The following is a 17264-nucleotide window of genomic DNA, read 5'->3' on the forward strand; positions in this document are numbered from 1 at the left end:
CCTGCTCAGCCGGTCAGCGGCCCGCGCCGAACCAGGTGGTCAGCGCCTTCTCCAGGAGCGTGTGGTCCGGTTCGCCGACCGCCCCGGCGGACCAGGCGACGATGCCGTCCGGGCGTACCAGCAGGGCCGCGATGCCACGGTGCGCCTCCTGTGCCGCCGGGCCCGCCGTCACCAGGTCGACCCGGTGCGCCCAGGCGGCGGCCGGCCCCGCATCGGGCGCGAGGAGGATCCCGCGGCCGGTCGTCATGCGGTCCGACAGCGAGGAGCCGTCGGCGAGACGGAGGTCCGGGACCGGGCGCCCCAGCAGCGGCATCGCTTCCTCCGGGACGCCGGTCGCGTACGGCATCTCGTGCCGCGTGTCGAGGCCGCCCAGCATGCGCCCGAAGAACGCGTTGGCCTCGTCCACCTCGTCCAGCAGTTCTCCCACGAGGTCGCGCAGGGCGCCCACGTGCGGGCCCGGCCGCATCAGGGCCACCTGGGCACGGGTGTTGGCCAGGACGCGGGCGCCGACGGGGTGGCGCTCGGTGGTGTACGTGTCGAGCAGCCCGTCGGGGGCGCGGTCGGCGATGACGGACGCCAGCTTCCAGCCCAGGTTGACCGCGTCCATCAGTCCGAGGTTGAGGCCCTGCCCGCCGAACGGCGAATGCACATGTGCCGCGTCTCCCGCCAAGAGCACGCGGCCGCTGCGGTACGCGGTCGCCTGGCGGGCGTGGTCGGTGAAACGCGTGGCCGAGCTCACGGCCGTGACCACGACGTCCGTACCCGTGACATGGCGCGCGGCCGCCTGGACCTCGTCGAGGGTGACCGGTGCGTCGCGGTCGGCGGGCGGCCCGTCGAACCGCGCCAGGAAGAGCCGACCGGGTGTCGGCCCGTAGGCCATCATGCCGTTCCCGGTGCGGCGCCAGCCGTGCGGGAGCAGCGCATCGGAGTCGGCGTACTCGGCGACCACCTGATGTCCCGTCATGGTCGGTTCCGTGCCGGGGAACGCGAAGCCGCTGAGCTTGCGCACGAGGCTGCGCCCGCCGTCGCAGCCCACCAGCCAGCGTCCCCGCAGTGTCCCCGGTCCTCCGGGCCCGTCGGTCTCGACATCGACGCCCTCGGCGTCCTGGACGACCCCGGTGACGGTGCGGCCGCGGGCGATCCGGACCTCCGGGGCGCCTTCCAGCGCTTCCCCCAGGAGGGCTTCCAGCGCCTGCTGCCCGATCAGCGTCGTGGCCCGCTCGCTCTCCTCGCGCTTGGACGCGTCGATGCGCCAGATACCGGCGAAGTGCCCCTTGCCGCCGACGGGCGACTCCTTGTTCATCACCGCGGCGACCTCGGCGGGTGAGGCGCCGGTCTCCTCCAGGGCCCGCATCCTCGCGTCGAGTTCGGGCGCCTTGGTACGGAAGTTGCCGAGCACCTGGGCCAGAGCCTGCAGCGAGGCCCTCTCCAGGGCGGGGCCCAGTCCCCTGCGGCGCAGCGCCTCCGAGGCGAGCGGTCCGATCGCCCCGGCCTTGACCGTCGGGTCGATCTCCGTATGGCGCTCCACGACCACGCAGGAGACCCCGACGATGCTCAGCTCGTGGGCGAGCATCAGGCCGGTCGGCCCCGCCCCCGCGATCAGTACGTCGGCGTCGAACTCCTTGCAGGTGCGATGAGTTGTCATGGAAAGGAGTATGCGACAAAACTTTTAGTGACTACAACTTTTGAGTAGAATCCATCTTTCTCCTACTGTGGGCTCATGGCAGACGGACAGACCGAAACACCTCCACCAGGACGACGGGAACGCAAGAAGCGGGAACTGCGGAACCACATCTCGGGCGTCGCGACGAGGCTCTTCCTGGAACGCGGCTTCGAGGGCGTCACGGTGGCCGAGATCGCCGAGACCGCCGATGTGTCGACGATGACGGTCTTCAACCATTTCCCGCGCAAGGAGAATCTCTTCCTGGACCGCGGCCCGGAGATCACCGAGCTGCTCACCGCGGCGGTCCGCGACCGCGAACAGGACGAGCCGCCGCTGGCCGCCCTGCGCCGTATGAGCCTGCGGCTCATCGACGAACGGCATCCGCTGAGCGGCCTGGTCGACGGCATGGGCCGCTTCCTGCAAGTGGTGCTGGACAGCCCGGCGCTGAGCTCCCGCTGGCGCGAGATGAACGAGGAGGCGACCACCGCGCTGGCCGAGACCCTGGCCCTGGCCGCGGGCCGCCCCCCGTACGACCCGGAGACCCGCTACACGGCGGCGACGGTCCAGACCATCCGCGACACCCTCTTCCGGGAAGCGGCACGGCGCACGTCCGCGGGCGAGACGGCGGAGGCCGTCCACGGCGACCTGCGCGCGCTCGCCGATCGGCTCTTCGACGCCCTGGAGCGGGGCGTCGGCGCGGGCTGAGGGTGCGACGGCGGGCCCGCCCTGCGGGGTTTCCGGTGCCGTGGCGGATCGACGTGATGCCCGGGGTTCCGGACCGTCCGCCGCCCCACCGGGCCCGGTGACCCGTGTCGTCCGCCGAGCACGCGTCCGCGGCGGGCGGGTGCGCCTGCGGCTCACGTATGCCCGGCTCATAGTCTTGTGGGATGAATTCCGCGATACCGCCACGTGGGCGCCCAAAAGGGAAGCGCCTGGCACCTTCCCCCGCCCGGTCCCCGCGAAGGCGGGCGGGCGGGGCCGCCGCCGTCCGCCGTCGGGCACGATGGTGCCGGGTGTGGGGGGCCGGAGCGCTGCTCGGCACCCTGGTCCTGCTGGTCGCGGCGGGCGGCTTCGCGGCGTCGGTACCCGAGAGCGTCGGTACGGTCCAGAACTTCCGCTCGGCCGAGCCGTGCACGGAGCGGACGGCGCGGACCGACTGCCTCCGGTCGGAGACCGCCACGGTCCGCGGCACGGAGCGGACCGGCGGCAGGAACCCGACGTACGAGGTGCGGCTCGACGGCCCTCCCGACGTCCCGCGCGAGATGGAAATGGGGTCGGACGAGCCGCTGTTCGAGCGGCTGAGGCCGGGGGACGAGGTCACCGTCACCCTGTGGCGCGACTACGCCACCGCCCTCGACCGCGACGGCCTGCGGCAGCACTCCACCGACAGCCCCGAGAGCGATCCCGAATGGCAGACGGGGCTGGCCGCGGTCTGCCTGGTGTCCGGCAGCTACCTCCTCTACCTGGGAGTCGTACTGCTCGCCCGCGCCCGGGAGGTGGCCACGTACGGATCGCCCCGCGGCATCTGGTTCTTCGGCATGTGCGCGCTGTGGGCGGCCCTCGCAGCGATTCCGGCGGGTGTGGCGGGCGCCTTCGCCTCGTCGGGCCGGGGTCATGAGGGCCGGGGGTGGCTCGTCCTGATGGTGGTCTGGATCGTGCTGCTGCCCGCCGTGTACGCCGGGGTGCGGTGGCGCGAGGGCCGAGGACGGCATGCCGCGCGGGCGGAGCGTCTGTACGGTCCACGGGCGATCTGAGACGGAGCGTCCGTACGGCCCACGGGCGATCTGACAGGGAACCCGGTGTTCCGTTCCGCACCTCCTGCGGTGACACCAAGTGGGCGTCGCACGGGGGCGGCTGACGGACGGACGGCCGTCCCGGCGGCCGGACGGGCACCGTCAGAGGCGTGTGCCACCATCCGAGGCATGATCGTCTCGCTGGAATCACTGGTGCCCGCCTCAGGTCCGCACGGATCGCGCACCTACGCGGACTGGGTCGCCGTCCACGACCCGGACGCGGCCGGGACCGCGCGCGAGCTGATCGAGGACATGCGTACCGAGCTCGGCCGTTCCCGGTCCAAGCCCGCCGGTTCCTCGACACGATGGCGGTGCGGGCCCGACAGCTTCCGCCGGCGCACCTCCCGTGGTTCTGGGACACCGTGGGCCACCGGTCGATCGGCTGCGGGAGCCGGCCCGGCGGCCGGGCCTACGCGGCGGCATGGGCCGCCGAGGCCGAGCACGGACTACCGGTGGACCCCGGGTACCGCCGGGCCAACGCACTGCCGTTCGCGACGGGCGGGGCCATGCCCGCCAAGGAGTTCGGGGCTCATCAGCGGTTCCTCGCCGAGACGCTGGAGCCGTCCGCCGCGCACGCCGCCCTCGAAACGTTCCTGACCGCGTGGGCGGGCTCGTCGGCGGACCTGCCGGCCGATCTGGTGCGCCGGGTGCGGGCCTCCGCCAAGTCGGCCGGGCACGGGGCCGAGGAGGTCGCGCACGAGGGGTATGCGGGCATTCCGGGTGAGCCCGGCGTGGGCAGCGACGGCGGCGAAGGCGGGCGGCGGCGGGGAAACCGCCGCCGTCGCCGCGTTCCCGGAGCAAGGCCGAACGGCTCGGACACCACGTCCGCCCCATCTGGCACCACCACCGTGGCGCCATGGCGCCACCGTGACGACACCATGGCACCACTGCGAGCCAGACCCCCACCCGAACGGCACCAAGCCACTCCACAACGCCAAAGAAACCCCAGGTCAGAGACGCATGCGCCACGATGGAGCCAAGATGGCTCGCCATGGCGCCATTAATGTGCCATCATGGCGTCATGGACCTCACGCCCTACGTCGACAACCTCCGACACGAACTCGCCGTCGCAGCGGACGCCGGCGGTGACGAAGCCCGCGCCCTGGCCGAGCGGCTCACCGCCCCCTTGGAATCCGCCACCCGGCTCACCCTGCTCAACGCTCTGTCCGCCGCCATGGGCGAGGTCACCCGGGAGCTGGCGCCCGGTTCGGTCGATGTGCGGCTGCGCGGGCTCGACCCCGAGTTCGTGGTGACGCCGGCGCCCGCACCCGAGCCGTTCCAGGAGACGCAGGCCCCGGTCGCGGCTCCCGCCACCGCGGCCGCGCCGCCACCGCCGCTCGCGGACTCCGACGACGGCGCGATGGCACGAATCAACTTCCGCCTCCCCGCGCACCTCAAGGGCCGCGCCGAGAACGCCGCGGCGGCGGAGGGCCTGTCGGTCAACGCCTGGCTGGTGCGGGCCGTGTCCAACGCCCTTGACGGCGGGGAGCGCGTGAACCCGCCGGGCCGCGGCAAGGACTCGGGCGGCCGGGGCTTCACCGGCTGGGTCCGCTAGCACGTAGCCGTAGCAGGTCCTGCCCGGACCACACCTCTTTCACCGGCGGATCCCCGATCCGGCCGACGTCATTCATCACCCGCCTCACCAGCGGGATCACCCACCCGAGCCAAGAGAACGGGACAGCCATGCCTTCTTTCGACACCCCCGAACCGATCTCCGCCACCTTCGAGCTGGAGGTCGGCACCGCCCGCATCACCGCGGGCAAGCGCACCGACACGGTCGTGGAGGTGCTGCCGCGCAACGGTTCCGACGACAACGACGTACGTGCCGTACAGCAGACCCAGGTCACCTGCTCGGGCGGCCGGCTCACGGTCAGGACCCCCAAGAAGCGGTCCCTGTTCGGCAAGCCGGGCGCCATCGAGGTGAGCGTCGAACTGCCCGCGGGATCGGATGTCCGGGGCACCTCGGCCATGGGCAACTTCCTCTGCGAAGGACCCCTCGGGGAGGTCACGCTCAAGACCTCGCTCGGCGACCTCCAGGTGGACGAGGCGGCGGGCGCCGACCTCAGGACCGACCACGGCGACATCCGCCTGACCCGCTCGACCGGGGACGTCGAGGCCGTCGGCGCGGGCCGGATCGACATCGGCACGGTCTCCGGTGCGGCGACCGTCAAGAACGGCAACGGCGCGACCGAGATCGGCGAGGTCACCGGAGACCTGAAGACCAACGCGGCCAACGGCGACCTCTCCGTGGGCATCGCACACGGCAGCGTCACCGCCAAGTCCGCCAACGGCCGGATCGAGATCGGCGTCGCCCACGCCGGGGTCGACGCGATGTCCTCCAACGGCCGCATCCACGTCGGCGACGTGACCCGTGGCCGCATCACCCTGCGCACCTCCGTCGGCGACCTCGAAGTGGGCATCCACCAGGGCACCGCGGCCTGGCTCGACCTGAACGCCAAGTACGGCACGGTACGCAGTTCGCTCGACTCCTCCGCCGGCCCCGCGGACTCCGACGAGACCGCCGAGGTGCACGCCCGGACCTCGGTCGGCGACATCGTCATCCGCCGTGCCTGACCCCGCGTACACCCGAATCCCCAACCCCGGAACTCCCCAGCCCCGAAAGGAAAACGGCATGACTGCTGCCGGGACATCCACGCCGGTCACCGCGAACGCGACGGCGTCGGCGATCACCGCCACCGGACTGCGCAAGTCCTACGGCGACAAGCTCGTGCTCGACGGCATCGACCTGGACATCGCCGAAGGCACCGTCTTCGCCCTGCTCGGGCCCAACGGCGCCGGCAAGACCACCACGGTGGAGATCCTCTCCACGCTCATCGCCGCCGACGCGGGCGAGGCCCGGGTCGCGGGCCACGATCTGACCCGGGCCGCCGACGCGGTGCGCTCCTCGATCGGCGTCACCGGCCAGTTCTCGGCCGTCGACGCCCTGCTGACCGCCGAGGAGAACCTGCTCCTCATGGCGGATCTGCACCACCTCGACCGGCGCGAGGGCAAACGGCGGGCCGCCGAACTGCTGCGCCGCTTCGAGCTCTCCGAGGTGGCGGGCAAGACCACCGCCACGTTCTCCGGTGGCATGCGGCGCAAGCTGGACCTGGCGATGACCCTGATCGGCGATCCGCGGGTCATCTTCCTCGACGAGCCCACCACCGGACTCGACCCGCGCAGCCGGCGCACCATGTGGGACATCATCCGGGGCCTCGTCGCCGACGACGGCGTGACCATCTTCCTGACCACCCAGTACCTCGACGAGGCCGACCAGCTCGCCGACCGCATAGCCGTACTGGACCACGGCAGGCTGATCGCCGAGGGCACCGCCGACGAGCTGAAGCAGCGCATCCCCGGCGGCCACATCCGGGTGCGGTTCGCCGACACCCGGAATCTGGACGCCGCCGCGAACATCTTCGGCATCGCCGCGCGCGACGAGGAATCCCTCACCCTGCGGATCCCCAGCGACGGTTCCCTCCCCAACCTGCGGGCCGTCCTCGACACCCTGGAGACCACCGACGTCCGGGCCGAGTCGCTCACCGTGCACACCCCCGACCTCGACGACGTCTTCCTGACCCTCACCGGTCAGCCCCGCCCCGCCGGAACCGCCGACACCACCGACACCGCCGACACCGCCGCATCGTCCAAGGAGAACATCTGATGGCCACCATGTCCTTTGCCGCCAGGGACTCCAGGACGATGCTGCGGCGCAACCTCAAGAAGGCCCTGCGCTACCCGTCCCTGACGCTCACCGTCGTCATCATGCCCCTCATGATGCTGCTGCTGTTCAACTACGCCTTCGGCACCGCCCTGGGCACCGGCATCAGCCAACTGCCCACCGGCAGCGGCGAATACATCGACTACCTGGCACCCGGCATCATCCTGATGGCCGCCACCTCCGGCGCCCTGACCACCGCGATCAGCGTGTGCGTCGACAAGACCGAGGGCATCGTCAACCGCTTCCGTACGATGCCGATCTCCCAGGCCTCGTTCCTCACCGGCCATGTCGTGGGCAGCGTCATCCAGACCATGACCAGCATCGCGCTCGTCATCGGCGTCGCCCTCCTGATGGGTTTCCGCCCCAACGCGACGCCCGTCGAGTGGCTCGCCGCCGTGGGCCTGCTCGCCCTGCTCACCTTCGCGCTCACCTGGGTCTGCGCGGGCATCGGTCTGGTCGCCAAGACCGTGGAGAGCGCCAGCAACATCCCGATGCCGCTGACGTTCCTGCCGTTCCTCGGCAGCGCCATCGTGCCGACGGACTCCATGCCCACCGGCCTGCGCTGGTTCGCCGAGTACCAGCCCTTCACCCCGATCATCGAGACCCTGCGCGGTCTGTGGCTCGGCACCGAGATCGGCTCCAGCGCGGTCATCGCCCTCGCCTGGTGCGTGGGGCTCGCCCTGGTCGGCTACGTATGGGCACGCCGCACCTTCAAGGCCGGCGCCAAGGGGTAGCTCCCGCTCCTCAAGGCCAGGCACCAAGTGGTATCCGCACCTCCAGGGCCGGGCGCCAAGTAGTAACTCCCGGCCCTGCCGCGCCACTTCACCGATTCTTACCCGCTGCACCCCGCCCCACTGTCACCACGGTCACGGAAGGCCCCCATGTCGTACGACCCGACGGCCGCAGCCACCACCGCTGACGGCACCACCACCGACGCACCGCCCACCCTGCCCACCGACCGGCGCACCGGCTGCCCCTTCGACCCGCCCGCCGGGCTCACCGCCCTGAGCGACACACCGATGCGCCGCCTGCGCTACGCCGACGGGCACGTGGGCCGGCTGGTCACCGGCCATGCCGCGGCCCGTGCGGTCCTGGCCGACCCGCGTTTCAGCTCACGCTACGAACTCCTGCACCTGCCGGTGCCGATGGCGGGCATGTCGGGGGAGCTGCCTCCGGCGCCGGTCGGCGACATCATCGGCCTCGACGCCCCCGAGCACACCCGCTACCGGCGCCTGCTCACGGGCAGGTTCACCGTCCGCAGGATGCGCCGACTCACCGAGCGTGCCGAGCAGTTGACCTCCGAGTGCCTGGACGCCATGGAGCAGGCCGGGCCCACGGTCGACCTGGTGGAGGCATTCGCCCGGCCCGTGCCCGCGCTCATGATCTGCGAGCTGCTCGGTGTGCCGTACGCCGAGCGGGACCGGTTCCAGAGCCACGTGGCGATCCTCTTCGACCAGACGGTGGGTGAGGGGCCGAAGGGCGAGGCATACACGGCGCTGCTCCAGTACCTGGAAGAGCTGGTCCTCGCCAAGCGCGCCGAGCCCACCGACGACCTGCTCAGCGATCTGACCTCCGCCGACCTCACCGACGAGGAGCTGGCCGGAATCGGCGGGCTGCTCCTCGCCGCCGGGCTCGACACCACCATGAACATGCTCGGCCTCGGTGCCTTCGCCCTGTTCAGCAACCCCGACCAGCTCGACGCCCTGCGCGCCGATCCGGGCCTCGCCGGGCAGACCGTGGAGGAGCTGCTGCGCTACCTCAGCGTGGCCGACCCGCTGTTGCGTTCGGCGCTGGAGGACGTCGAGGTGGAGGGCGAACTCATCAGGGCGGGTGAGACGGTGACCGTGTCCGTACAGGCCGCCAACCGTGACCCGCACAGGTTCCCCGAGCCCGACCGGCTCGACATCCACCGCCGGGCCACCGGGCATCTGGCCTTCGGCCACGGCGCCCACCAGTGCCTGGGCCAGCAGCTCGCCCGGGTCGAGATGACCGTCGCCCTCCCGGCGCTCTTCGCCCGCTTCCCCACCCTGCGCCTCGCGGTGCCGCCGCGAGAAGTGCCCATGCGCGACCGCTCCAACATCTACGGTGTGATCAGTCTGCCCGTCACCTGGGACAAGGAGTAGCCCCATGAGCGACCCACAGGATCCGCTGCGTCTCGACGTCGACCGTGACCGCTGCGCCGGCGCCGGTATGTGCGCCCTGACCGCCCCCGAGGTCTTCGACCAGGACGACGAGGAAGGCCTGGTGGTGCTTCTGCACCCCACGCCGGCCCCCGAGCACCGGGCCGCCGCCCGGCTGGCCGTCGGCCTCTGCCCCGCCGGGGCCATAGCCCTCGACTCCACGGACTCGTAGCGACCGTGGCACCGCCCGGACCGAGAGCCCCGCACCGCGCACCGGTGGGGGCTCTCGTGTGTGCGGTGCAGGCATCAGGCGCGGACACCCCGTGACGTCCCCCTGGCGTCCCCCGGCGTCTCCCGTCCCCGGGTCAGGTCGCCGGCGTGCTGCGGCCGTACAGTTTCAGGCAGTGCGCCAGGCAGCCCAGGGCGGCGGTGCACAGCAGGGTCCGCATGATGTTGGTCGTCTCCCAGAGCCCCTTGAACCTGTCGACGACCGACAGGTCCCCGGCCTTCGCCGGGTCACCGATCGCGGCGAGCTCGTTGTTCAGCGGGATGTTGACGAAGAACGTGACCAGCAGCGCCACCGCGTAGAGCGCGGCGGCGACCCCCGCCCACAGGGCGACCGTGCGGCGTCCCCCTCGGTACTCGACGACGGCGACGGCCACCGTCACGGCGAGCGCGCCGAGAAAGATCAGCGCGAACAGGCCGCTGCCGTCCATCACCTGGTTGAAGTTCTGCATGGCCTCCGCGTACACCCGGTCGCCGGTACGGGCCAGGCCGGGCATGACCGACACGTCGAAGGCGAAGAACAGACCGGCCATCAGACCGACGGCGATCACGGACATCACCAGCAGAATGCCCACGACTCCGCCCGGCCGGGGCGACGGCGCGTGCAGCGCGCGTGGCAGGTGCGGGGAATCCATGGTCATCGGAGCGTCCTCACTGTGGAATTCGGTCGTTCGCGCGGGGCGCGCGCACGGAGAACAGGGGTGGCCGCAACGCCCGGCCGTCCGACCGGACATGACGCGAACGGCCCGGACCGTCAGCCGCCCAGCACCACCGTCCGGGACGGTGTCGGCTCGGGCAGGACGATCCGCGAGGCACCGCTCCTGCGGTACTCCTGCGGGCTGACGCCCCGCACCCTCTTGAAGGCCGAACTCAGCGCGAACGCACTGCTGTAGCCGACCTGGTGCGCCACCGTGGCCACCGTGGCGTCCGGTTCGCGCAGCAGGTCGGCGGCCAGGGCGATGCGCAGGCCGGCCAGATAGGTCATCGGTGGCTCCCCCACGACCTCGGCGAAGCGGCGGGCCAGGCCCGCCCGGGAGACACCGACCTTGCGGGCCAGCGACTCCACCGTCCACCCCTGGGCCGGATGTTCGTGCAGAAGGCGCAGTGCGGGCCCGACCGTGGAGTCGGACCGGGCGCGGTACCAGGCCGGCGCACCGGCGTCCGGCTCGGCGAGCCAGGTGCGCAGCACACTGACGAAGAGCAGGTCGAGAAGGCGGTCGAGGACCAGTTCCTGACCCGGCTCGTCGCGGTCGATCTCCTCGGCCAGCAGGGGTACGAGCGGGCTGTCGTCGAGGGCGGCGGGCCGCACCAGGAGGGCGGGCAGGGCACCCAGCAGACGGCGGCCGATCTCGCCGGGCGCCTGGTAGGTGCCGCTGAGCATGACGGACGAGCCCTGGCCGATCGGGTCCCCCCAGGTGCGCACCCCCAGGGCCATGCTGTCGGTGACGTCCTCGCCGCCGCCGGTGCTGCAGCGCTGGTCCGGGCCCACGGTGACCTGGACGGGGGTGTCCCGCGCGTCGGCGACCGTGTAGGGGTCGGGGCCGCGCAGCACGGCCACGTCGCCGGGGCCGATGCGGACCGGGACGCCGCCGTCGGGCATCACCCAGGCGTCGCCGTGGACCATGGTGGCCAGGGAGATCGGGGCGCGGTCCTCGACGCGGAGCGACCAGGGCGGGTTGAAGACGGACTTGAGCAGGAAGGCGCCGCGCGCCTTGGGCCCGTCCAGGAGCCCGGTGAGCACGTCCATGTGAGGGTCCCCGTTCGGTTTGGGAGCGCGGACGCCGGCTCGCATCCGCACCAGACACTGTCAGACAGACACTCTCGGACGCCCCCCGGACGCCCCCGGGACTCCCTCGGACTCCCTCGGACTCCCCCGCATGCTGGTTGCCCGGCGCCGCCGGGCGCTGTCAGACGTTCCAGACGCCGGTGGCGGCGGCGTCCTTCGCGTAGTCGGAGAAGTCGCGCGGCTTGCGGCCGAGGACCTCCTCCACACCGTTGACGACACGGGCGTTGCGCCCGTCGAGGATCAGGCCGAACAGCTCGGCGAACTCGACCGGCAGCCCGTTCTCCCGCAGGAACCCCCGGTAGTCGTCGAGGGTGATCGGAACGTATGCGATCTCCCGGCCGGTGGCCTTCGACAGCTCGGCGGCCACCTCCCGGAAGCTGAGCGACCGGGGCCCGGACAGCTCGTAGGTCCTGCCGATGTGCCTGTCGTCGGTGAGGGCCGCGACGACGACGTCCGCGATGTCGTCTGCGTCCACGAACGGCTCCACGGCGTCGGCCGTCGGCAGCACGAGTTCGCCGGAGAGGACGGGCTCCAGGAAGAAGCTCTCGTCGAAGTTCTGGTTGAACCAGCTGGCCCGTACGACGGTCCAGTCGGCGCCCGACTCCTTGAGCCTGTTCTCGCTGACGACCGCGCCCTGCTCACCGCGTCCGGAGAGCAGCACCAGACGGCGCGCGCCCTTCTTCACGGCGAGCTCGGAGAAGGCCCCGACGGCTTCGGCGGCGCCCGGGAACCCGAGGTCGGGGTAGTAGGTGACGTAGACGGCTCCGACGCCCTCGATCGCCGCCTCCCAGGTGTCCGGGTCCTCCCACATGAAGGGCGGTTCGCCGCTGCGGGACCCGACCCGCACCGGCAGCCCCTGCGCGGTGAGCCGCTCCGCCACCCGGCGCCCGGTCTTTCCGGTGCCGCCGATCACCAGGGTCGTCCTCGTTCCGGTCCGCCGGTCGTTCCGCTGGATGTTCTGTGTGTTCGTCATGTCCCTCAGTCAACTGCGGCCCGGTGAGACGAACCATAGCCACAACGCTCAACTCCATACGCGTGCGTCTAACCGGAAGAGCGGGGCGCCGCCTCCATGACGGCGACCGGGCGGTCCTGGGCGTCGCGGGTTCAGGCGTCGGCGGGTTCGGGCGTCGTCCCCGAGAGCCGGGCCGAGCAGTCTTCCGTCCCGTTTCATCCGTGATGCGGTGATCCGTGCAGAGGGCAACGGACCGTGGTTCACGCTGCGTTCCCGCTCCGGCCGAAGGTCCCGCCGCTCACTCCGGCATGATGGTGCCGCACCCGCTCCGACAATGTGTTCCCAGGATCGCGGTGTGGCCCCAAGGAGGAGGATTCCGCTTGTCACGCCAGGTTCTAACGGTCTGTCCCGAGCGGCCCGACAGCTTTCGAACGATCGGGGAAGCGCTGGCCAGAGCGCGCAACGGCGCCGTGATCAGTGTCCGTTCCGGCACCTACGCCGAGAGTCTGGTCATCACCGTCCCCGTCACCGTCGTCGCCGAGCAGTCGCGCGGCAGCGTCGAGATATGCCCGCCGCACGGCAGCGCCGTGGTGCTCCAGGCGGAGGCCGTGATGCTCACCGACCTCGTGCTGCGCGGCCGCGACGAGGAACTGCCGGTGGTGGACGCCTCGCGCGGCCAGATCGCGATGGACGGCTGCGACATCACCGGCGCGTCATGGACCGCGCTGCTGGCCCGCGGCTCCGGTTCGGTGGCCCTGCGGGACTGCCGGGTGAGCAATCCGCGCGGCGCGGGCCTGGTGGTGACCTCGGCGGTGGAGAGCTCCGCCGAGTCCTGCACCGTCGAGCACCTGGGCACCTCCGGTGTGGTGATCGGCGAGCGCGGCCGGATCACGCTGCGGGGCTGCACCATCCGGGACGCCCGCGCCAACGGGGTGCTCGCCAACGGCGAGGGGCAGGGCTCCGTGGAGGAGTGCGACATCTCCTCCACCGACAAGCCGTCCATCGCGCTGGAGGAGCAGAGCACCACGCAGATCCTGCGGACCGTGGTCCACGACACCAGTGTCGGCATCCATCTCTCCTCGTCGGCCCGCACGGTGCTGGAGGACCTCCGGGTGACCGGCACGAGCGGACCGGGCATCGTCCTGTCCGACGGCACCGATCCGCTGCTGCGCCGGTGCCGTACCGCCCGTACGAAGGGCCCCGGGCTGCTCGTCTCGGACCGGGCCAGGGGCACCTTCGAGGACTGCTGGCTGGATTCGGCCGAGGAGGCCGCGCTGCATGTGCGGGGTTCGGCGTCCCCGGTGCTGATCGGGCTGACCGTGCGGGACAGCGTGCGGACGGGTGTGCTGCTGGAGGAGGAGTCGGTCGCCGAACTGGACCGGCTCGAAGTCCTCGACGCGGGCGGCGCGGGCCTGCGCATCCGCAGCGGTGCCAACCCGCTGGTGCGCAGGGCCAGGATCGGCGACGCCAAGGGGAACGGCGTGGAGGTCGTCAAGGACGGCCGGGGCCGCCTGGAGGACTGCGAGATCGACCGCCCCGGCGAGGACGGCATCAGGGTCGCCGACAACGGCAACGTCTACGTCGGCGGGGGCGCCGTGCGCGGTGCCACGCACGGGATGTCCGTGGCCACGGGCGGCAGCGTCACCATCCGGGACTGCGACGTCCAGGAGGCCACCGACTCCGGTGTCCTGGTGGAGGACGGCGGCGAACTGACCGCGACCCGGCTGCGGATCACCGCCGCCACCGAACACGGCGTGCTGCTGGCCCAGGGCGGCCGGGGCGCCTTCACCGCCTGCGAGGTCAGCGGCTCCGGCCGGGACGGCTTCCGGGTGGAGACCACGGCCGCCGTGTCGGTGGTCAACTGCACCGCACGGGACAACGAGGGCAGCGGTCTGATGCAGGCCCAGGCGGGCGACCGGCTGGCGGTCGAGCAACTGACCAGTACGGGCAACGGCAAGCGGGACGCCTGGGGGCTCGGCGAGGCCGAGGGCACCGACCCGGCCGGTACGGGCGCCACCGGGGGCGGTGCCGGAGCGGCCCGCGAGGACGGCCCGCTCGCCGAACTCGACGCGCTGATCGGCCTGGACAACGTCAAGCACCAGGTACGGACGCTGGTCAACCTGATCCAGCTCGCCCAACGACGCGCCCGCCTCGGCCTGCCGGCCCCGCCGATGAGCCGGCACCTGGTCTTCTCCGGGCCGCCCGGCACCGGCAAGACCACGGTCGCCCGGCTCTACGGGGCGATCCTCGCCGAACTGGGCGCACTGCCCTCCGGCCACCTGGTGGAGGTCTCGCGCGCGGACCTGGTGGCGCAGATCGTCGGTGGCACCGCCATCAAGACCACCGAGACGTTCAAGCGGGCGCTGGGCGGGGTGCTGTTCATCGACGAGGCGTACAGCCTGCTCTCCGACGGGCGGGGCTCGGGCGCCGACTTCGGCCGCGAGGCCGTCGACACGCTTCTGAAGCTGATGGAGGACCACCGGGACGACATCGTCGTGGTCGCCGCCGGGTACGCCGACGAGATGCGCGACTTCCTGGGCTCCAACCCGGGTCTCGCCTCCCGTTTCTCCCGCACGGTCGAGTTCGAGAACTACGCGGTCCCCGAGCTGGTCGCGATCATCGAGAGCATGTGCGCCCATCACCGCTACGAGCTCGACGAGTCGACGCTCACCGCGCTCGCCACGCACTTCGAGCGGATGCCCAGGGACGCCGGCTTCGGCAACGGCCGCGCCGCCCGGCAGGTGTTCGAGGAGATGGTGGACCGTCAGGCCTACCGGCTGGCCACCCTCCCCGACGCCAACGAGCAGGACCTCACCCGGCTGCTCCCCGAGGACGTCGGCGAGGAGGCCGCCGCCGCGGCCTCCGGCAAGGCGGCCGACGGGTCGGAGAGCGACCCGCTGACCCGGCTCGGGGACATGGTGGGCCTGGCCGCCGTCAAGCGTGACGTCACCGACCTGGTCAATCTGCTGGCCACCGCGAAGAAGCGGGAGGCGGCCGGGCTGCCCGCGCCGCGGATCAGCCACCATCTGGTCTTCACCGGACCGCCCGGCACCGGCAAGACCACGGTCGCCCGGCTCTACGGCGAGCTGCTGAAGTCGCTCGGTGTGCTGCCTCGCGGCCAGCTCATCGAGGTGGCGCGGGCCGACCTGGTCGGCCGGTACGTCGGACACACCGCCCAGCTCACCCGGGAGGTGTTCGACCGGGCCAGGGGCGGGGTGCTGTTCGTCGACGAGGCGTACACGCTGACGCCGGAAGGGTCCTCGGGCAGCAGTGACTTCGGGCGCGAGGCGGTGGACACCCTGCTGAAGCTGATGGAGGACCACCGTGACGAGGTGGTGGTGATCGTCGCCGGCTACACCGGTGAGATGGAGCGCTTCCTGGCGTCCAACCCCGGTCTCTCCTCCCGCTTCTCCAGGCGGGTGGAGTTCGCCGACTACTCCTCGGACGAGCTGGTCACCATCGTGCGCCAGCACGCGGCCACCTCCGGGTACGAGTGCGGTCCGGGGGCGGGCGCGGTCATGCGGGAGTACTTCGACGCACTGCCCAGGGACCGTTCGTTCGGCAACGCGCGGCTGGCCCGGCAGGTGCTGGAGGGCATGATGACGCGCCAGGCGGGCCGGGTGAGCGCCATGGCGGCGCCCGGTCTGGACGATCTGCGGCTGCTGCTCCCGGAGGATGTCATCCGTCCGCAGGCGGTGCCCGAATGATGACCGCCCGGCCCGGACACCCGGGCCCGTACCGCCGCACCGGACGTGTTCCGGCCGCGGCCGTCCTCGCCACGGCCCTGGTCCTGCCGCTCGCCGGTCCCGCCGCGGCCGACGGCGAGAAGGTCAAGCTGCCGGTGGTGCCGGTGCGTCTCGAAGCCGGTGATCCGTGCACCGGCGGGTCGGCGGCGCGGGCCACGGCGGTGCCGTGGGAGCAGCAGAACCTCCAGCTCGCCCGCACCTGGGAGTTCGGTGCGGGCAAGGGGGTGAAGGTCGCGGTGGTGGACACCGGGGTCTCGGACCGGGCCCCGGCGCTCGCGGGCCGGGTCTCGGCGGTCGGTGGCGCCGGGACGGACTGTGTCGGCCACGGCACGTTCGTCGCCGGGCTGATCGCGGCGGCCCGCGCCGACAAGGTGCGCGTCGCGGGGGTCGCCCAGGAGTCGCGGATCGTCGCGGTCCGCGGCACGGACGAGCGGGGCGCGGCGACCGCGGCCTCGGTCGCCGACGGGATCCGGGCGGCCACCGACGCGGGGGCGAAGGTCATCCAGGTCTCCCCCGCGCTGGCCGCCTCCTCGGCCGGGCTGGACTCGGCCGTGACGTACGCGGCCTCCCACGACGCGCTGATCGTGGCCGCCGCGACCCCGGACCCGGTGCGTGTCTCCGCGGGCGGGGAGCCCGAGCCGCCGCGTGACTACTGGCCCGCGTCGGCGCCCGGCGTCCTCTCCGTCGTCGACGTGGACTCCCGGGGCACCCGACCGGCCGGCGCCCCCACCACGCACGGCGCGGACCTCGCCGCCCCGGGCGACGGGGTCGTGGGCATCGCACCGCGCGGGACGGGCCACTTCATCGGTTCGGGGGCCTCGTTCGCCGCCGGGTACGCGGCGGGCGCGGCCGCGCTGGTGCGGTCCGCGCACCCGGAGCTGTCGGCCGCCGAAACGGCGCGGCGGCTGATCCGTACCGCCTACCCGGCGGACGTGCCGGGGCTGGACCCGTACGCCGCCGTCACCTCCGTACAGGATCCGGCGGCGCACCCGCGGGCGGCGCGGGACGATTCCCTGGTGCTGCCCCCGGGCAACGGCAGCGAGGGCGCCACCCGCCGGGCGTTGTGGATCGCGGTGGCGGGCGGCTCCCTCGCGCTGCTGGTCGCGTGGGCGGCGCTGATCGCGCCCCGTGGCCGGTCGCGCGGCTGGCGGCCCGCGGACCGCCGCCGGGCGGCGAGTACGCCGGGTCACTGAGCGTG

At 72.4% G+C, this 17264-nt stretch carries 14 protein-coding genes; 10 read left to right on the plus strand and 4 right to left on the minus strand.

The annotated features are described in order from the left end of the window. Window positions 1-13 precede the first annotated feature (13 nt). Window positions 14-1645 (minus strand): FAD-dependent monooxygenase, encoded by a 1632-nt coding sequence (locus tag GA0115234_RS00345; RefSeq protein WP_093538800.1) that lies wholly within the window; start codon window positions 1643-1645, stop codon window positions 14-16. 75 nt (window positions 1646-1720) lie between these two features. Here GA0115234_RS00345 and GA0115234_RS00350 point away from each other — a divergent pair, with 75 nt between their 5' ends. The 8 genes from GA0115234_RS00350 (at window position 1721) to GA0115234_RS00390 (ending at window position 9529) form a co-directional block, all read left to right on the plus strand. Next, on the plus strand, window positions 1721-2368 hold the full coding sequence (locus tag GA0115234_RS00350; protein WP_093538801.1) for a TetR/AcrR family transcriptional regulator: 648 nt from the start codon (window positions 1721-1723) through the stop codon (window positions 2366-2368). Between the two features lie 308 nt (window positions 2369-2676). After that, window positions 2677-3417 carry a hypothetical protein gene (locus tag GA0115234_RS00355; RefSeq protein ID WP_093538802.1) on the plus strand — a complete coding sequence of 247 codons (741 nt, stop codon included), beginning with the start codon at window positions 2677-2679 and terminating at the stop codon, window positions 3415-3417. A gap of 1060 nt (window positions 3418-4477) precedes the next feature. Beyond that, complete coding sequence (locus tag GA0115234_RS00365; protein ID WP_093538856.1) at window positions 4478-5011, plus strand: hypothetical protein; 534 nt, start codon at window positions 4478-4480, stop codon at window positions 5009-5011. A 128-nt stretch (window positions 5012-5139) separates the two neighbouring features. Next, on the plus strand, window positions 5140-6030 hold the full coding sequence (locus tag GA0115234_RS00370) for a DUF4097 family beta strand repeat-containing protein (protein ID WP_093538803.1): 891 nt from the start codon (window positions 5140-5142) through the stop codon (window positions 6028-6030). Window positions 6031-6088: 58 nt separating this feature from the next. Then, a complete protein-coding gene (locus GA0115234_RS00375) occupies window positions 6089-7120 on the plus strand; it encodes an ATP-binding cassette domain-containing protein (RefSeq protein WP_093538804.1) in 1032 nt (343 codons plus the stop codon). Next, window positions 7120-7911: an ABC transporter permease gene (locus tag GA0115234_RS00380; protein WP_093538805.1), complete on the plus strand. Its 792-nt coding sequence runs from the start codon at window positions 7120-7122 to the stop codon at window positions 7909-7911. The genes GA0115234_RS00375 and GA0115234_RS00380 overlap by 1 nt, the downstream gene beginning before the upstream one ends. Window positions 7912-8058: 147 nt before the next feature. After that, window positions 8059-9300 carry a cytochrome P450 gene (locus GA0115234_RS00385; RefSeq protein WP_093538806.1) on the plus strand — a complete coding sequence of 414 codons (1242 nt, stop codon included), beginning with the start codon at window positions 8059-8061 and terminating at the stop codon, window positions 9298-9300. A gap of 4 nt (window positions 9301-9304) precedes the next feature. After that, a complete protein-coding gene (locus GA0115234_RS00390; RefSeq protein ID WP_093538807.1) occupies window positions 9305-9529 on the plus strand; it encodes a ferredoxin in 225 nt (74 codons plus the stop codon). Between the two features lie 133 nt (window positions 9530-9662). Here the strand turns inward: GA0115234_RS00390 and GA0115234_RS00395 are convergent, their stop codons facing one another. The 3 genes from GA0115234_RS00395 to GA0115234_RS00405 all read right to left on the minus strand — a co-directional run bounded on the left by GA0115234_RS00395 (window position 9663) and on the right by GA0115234_RS00405 (window position 12341). Further along, window positions 9663-10223, minus strand: a complete 561-nt coding sequence (locus GA0115234_RS00395) for an anthrone oxygenase family protein (RefSeq protein WP_093538808.1) — start codon at window positions 10221-10223, stop codon at window positions 9663-9665. Between the two features lie 113 nt (window positions 10224-10336). Continuing rightward, complete coding sequence (locus GA0115234_RS00400) at window positions 10337-11329, minus strand: AraC family transcriptional regulator (RefSeq protein WP_093538809.1); 993 nt, start codon at window positions 11327-11329, stop codon at window positions 10337-10339. A 160-nt stretch (window positions 11330-11489) separates the two neighbouring features. After that, window positions 11490-12341 carry an NmrA family NAD(P)-binding protein gene (locus GA0115234_RS00405; protein WP_176729027.1) on the minus strand — a complete coding sequence of 284 codons (852 nt, stop codon included), beginning with the start codon at window positions 12339-12341 and terminating at the stop codon, window positions 11490-11492. 359 nt (window positions 12342-12700) lie between these two features. Between GA0115234_RS00405 and GA0115234_RS00410 the strand changes: the two genes are divergently transcribed. Both GA0115234_RS00410 and GA0115234_RS00415 read left to right on the plus strand, forming a co-directional pair. After that, window positions 12701-16027 (plus strand): right-handed parallel beta-helix repeat-containing protein, encoded by a 3327-nt coding sequence (locus GA0115234_RS00410; protein ID WP_237540952.1) that lies wholly within the window; start codon window positions 12701-12703, stop codon window positions 16025-16027. After that, entirely contained in the window at window positions 16027-17259 is a 1233-nt protein-coding gene (locus GA0115234_RS00415) for a S8 family serine peptidase (RefSeq protein ID WP_093538810.1), read from the plus strand. The genes GA0115234_RS00410 and GA0115234_RS00415 overlap by 1 nt, the downstream gene beginning before the upstream one ends. Window positions 17260-17264: the final 5 nt, after the last annotated feature.

Origin of the sequence: Streptomyces sp. DvalAA-43 (assembly GCF_900091725.1) — a bacterium.
GTDB lineage: Bacteria > Actinomycetota > Actinomycetes > Streptomycetales > Streptomycetaceae > Streptomyces > Streptomyces pulveraceus.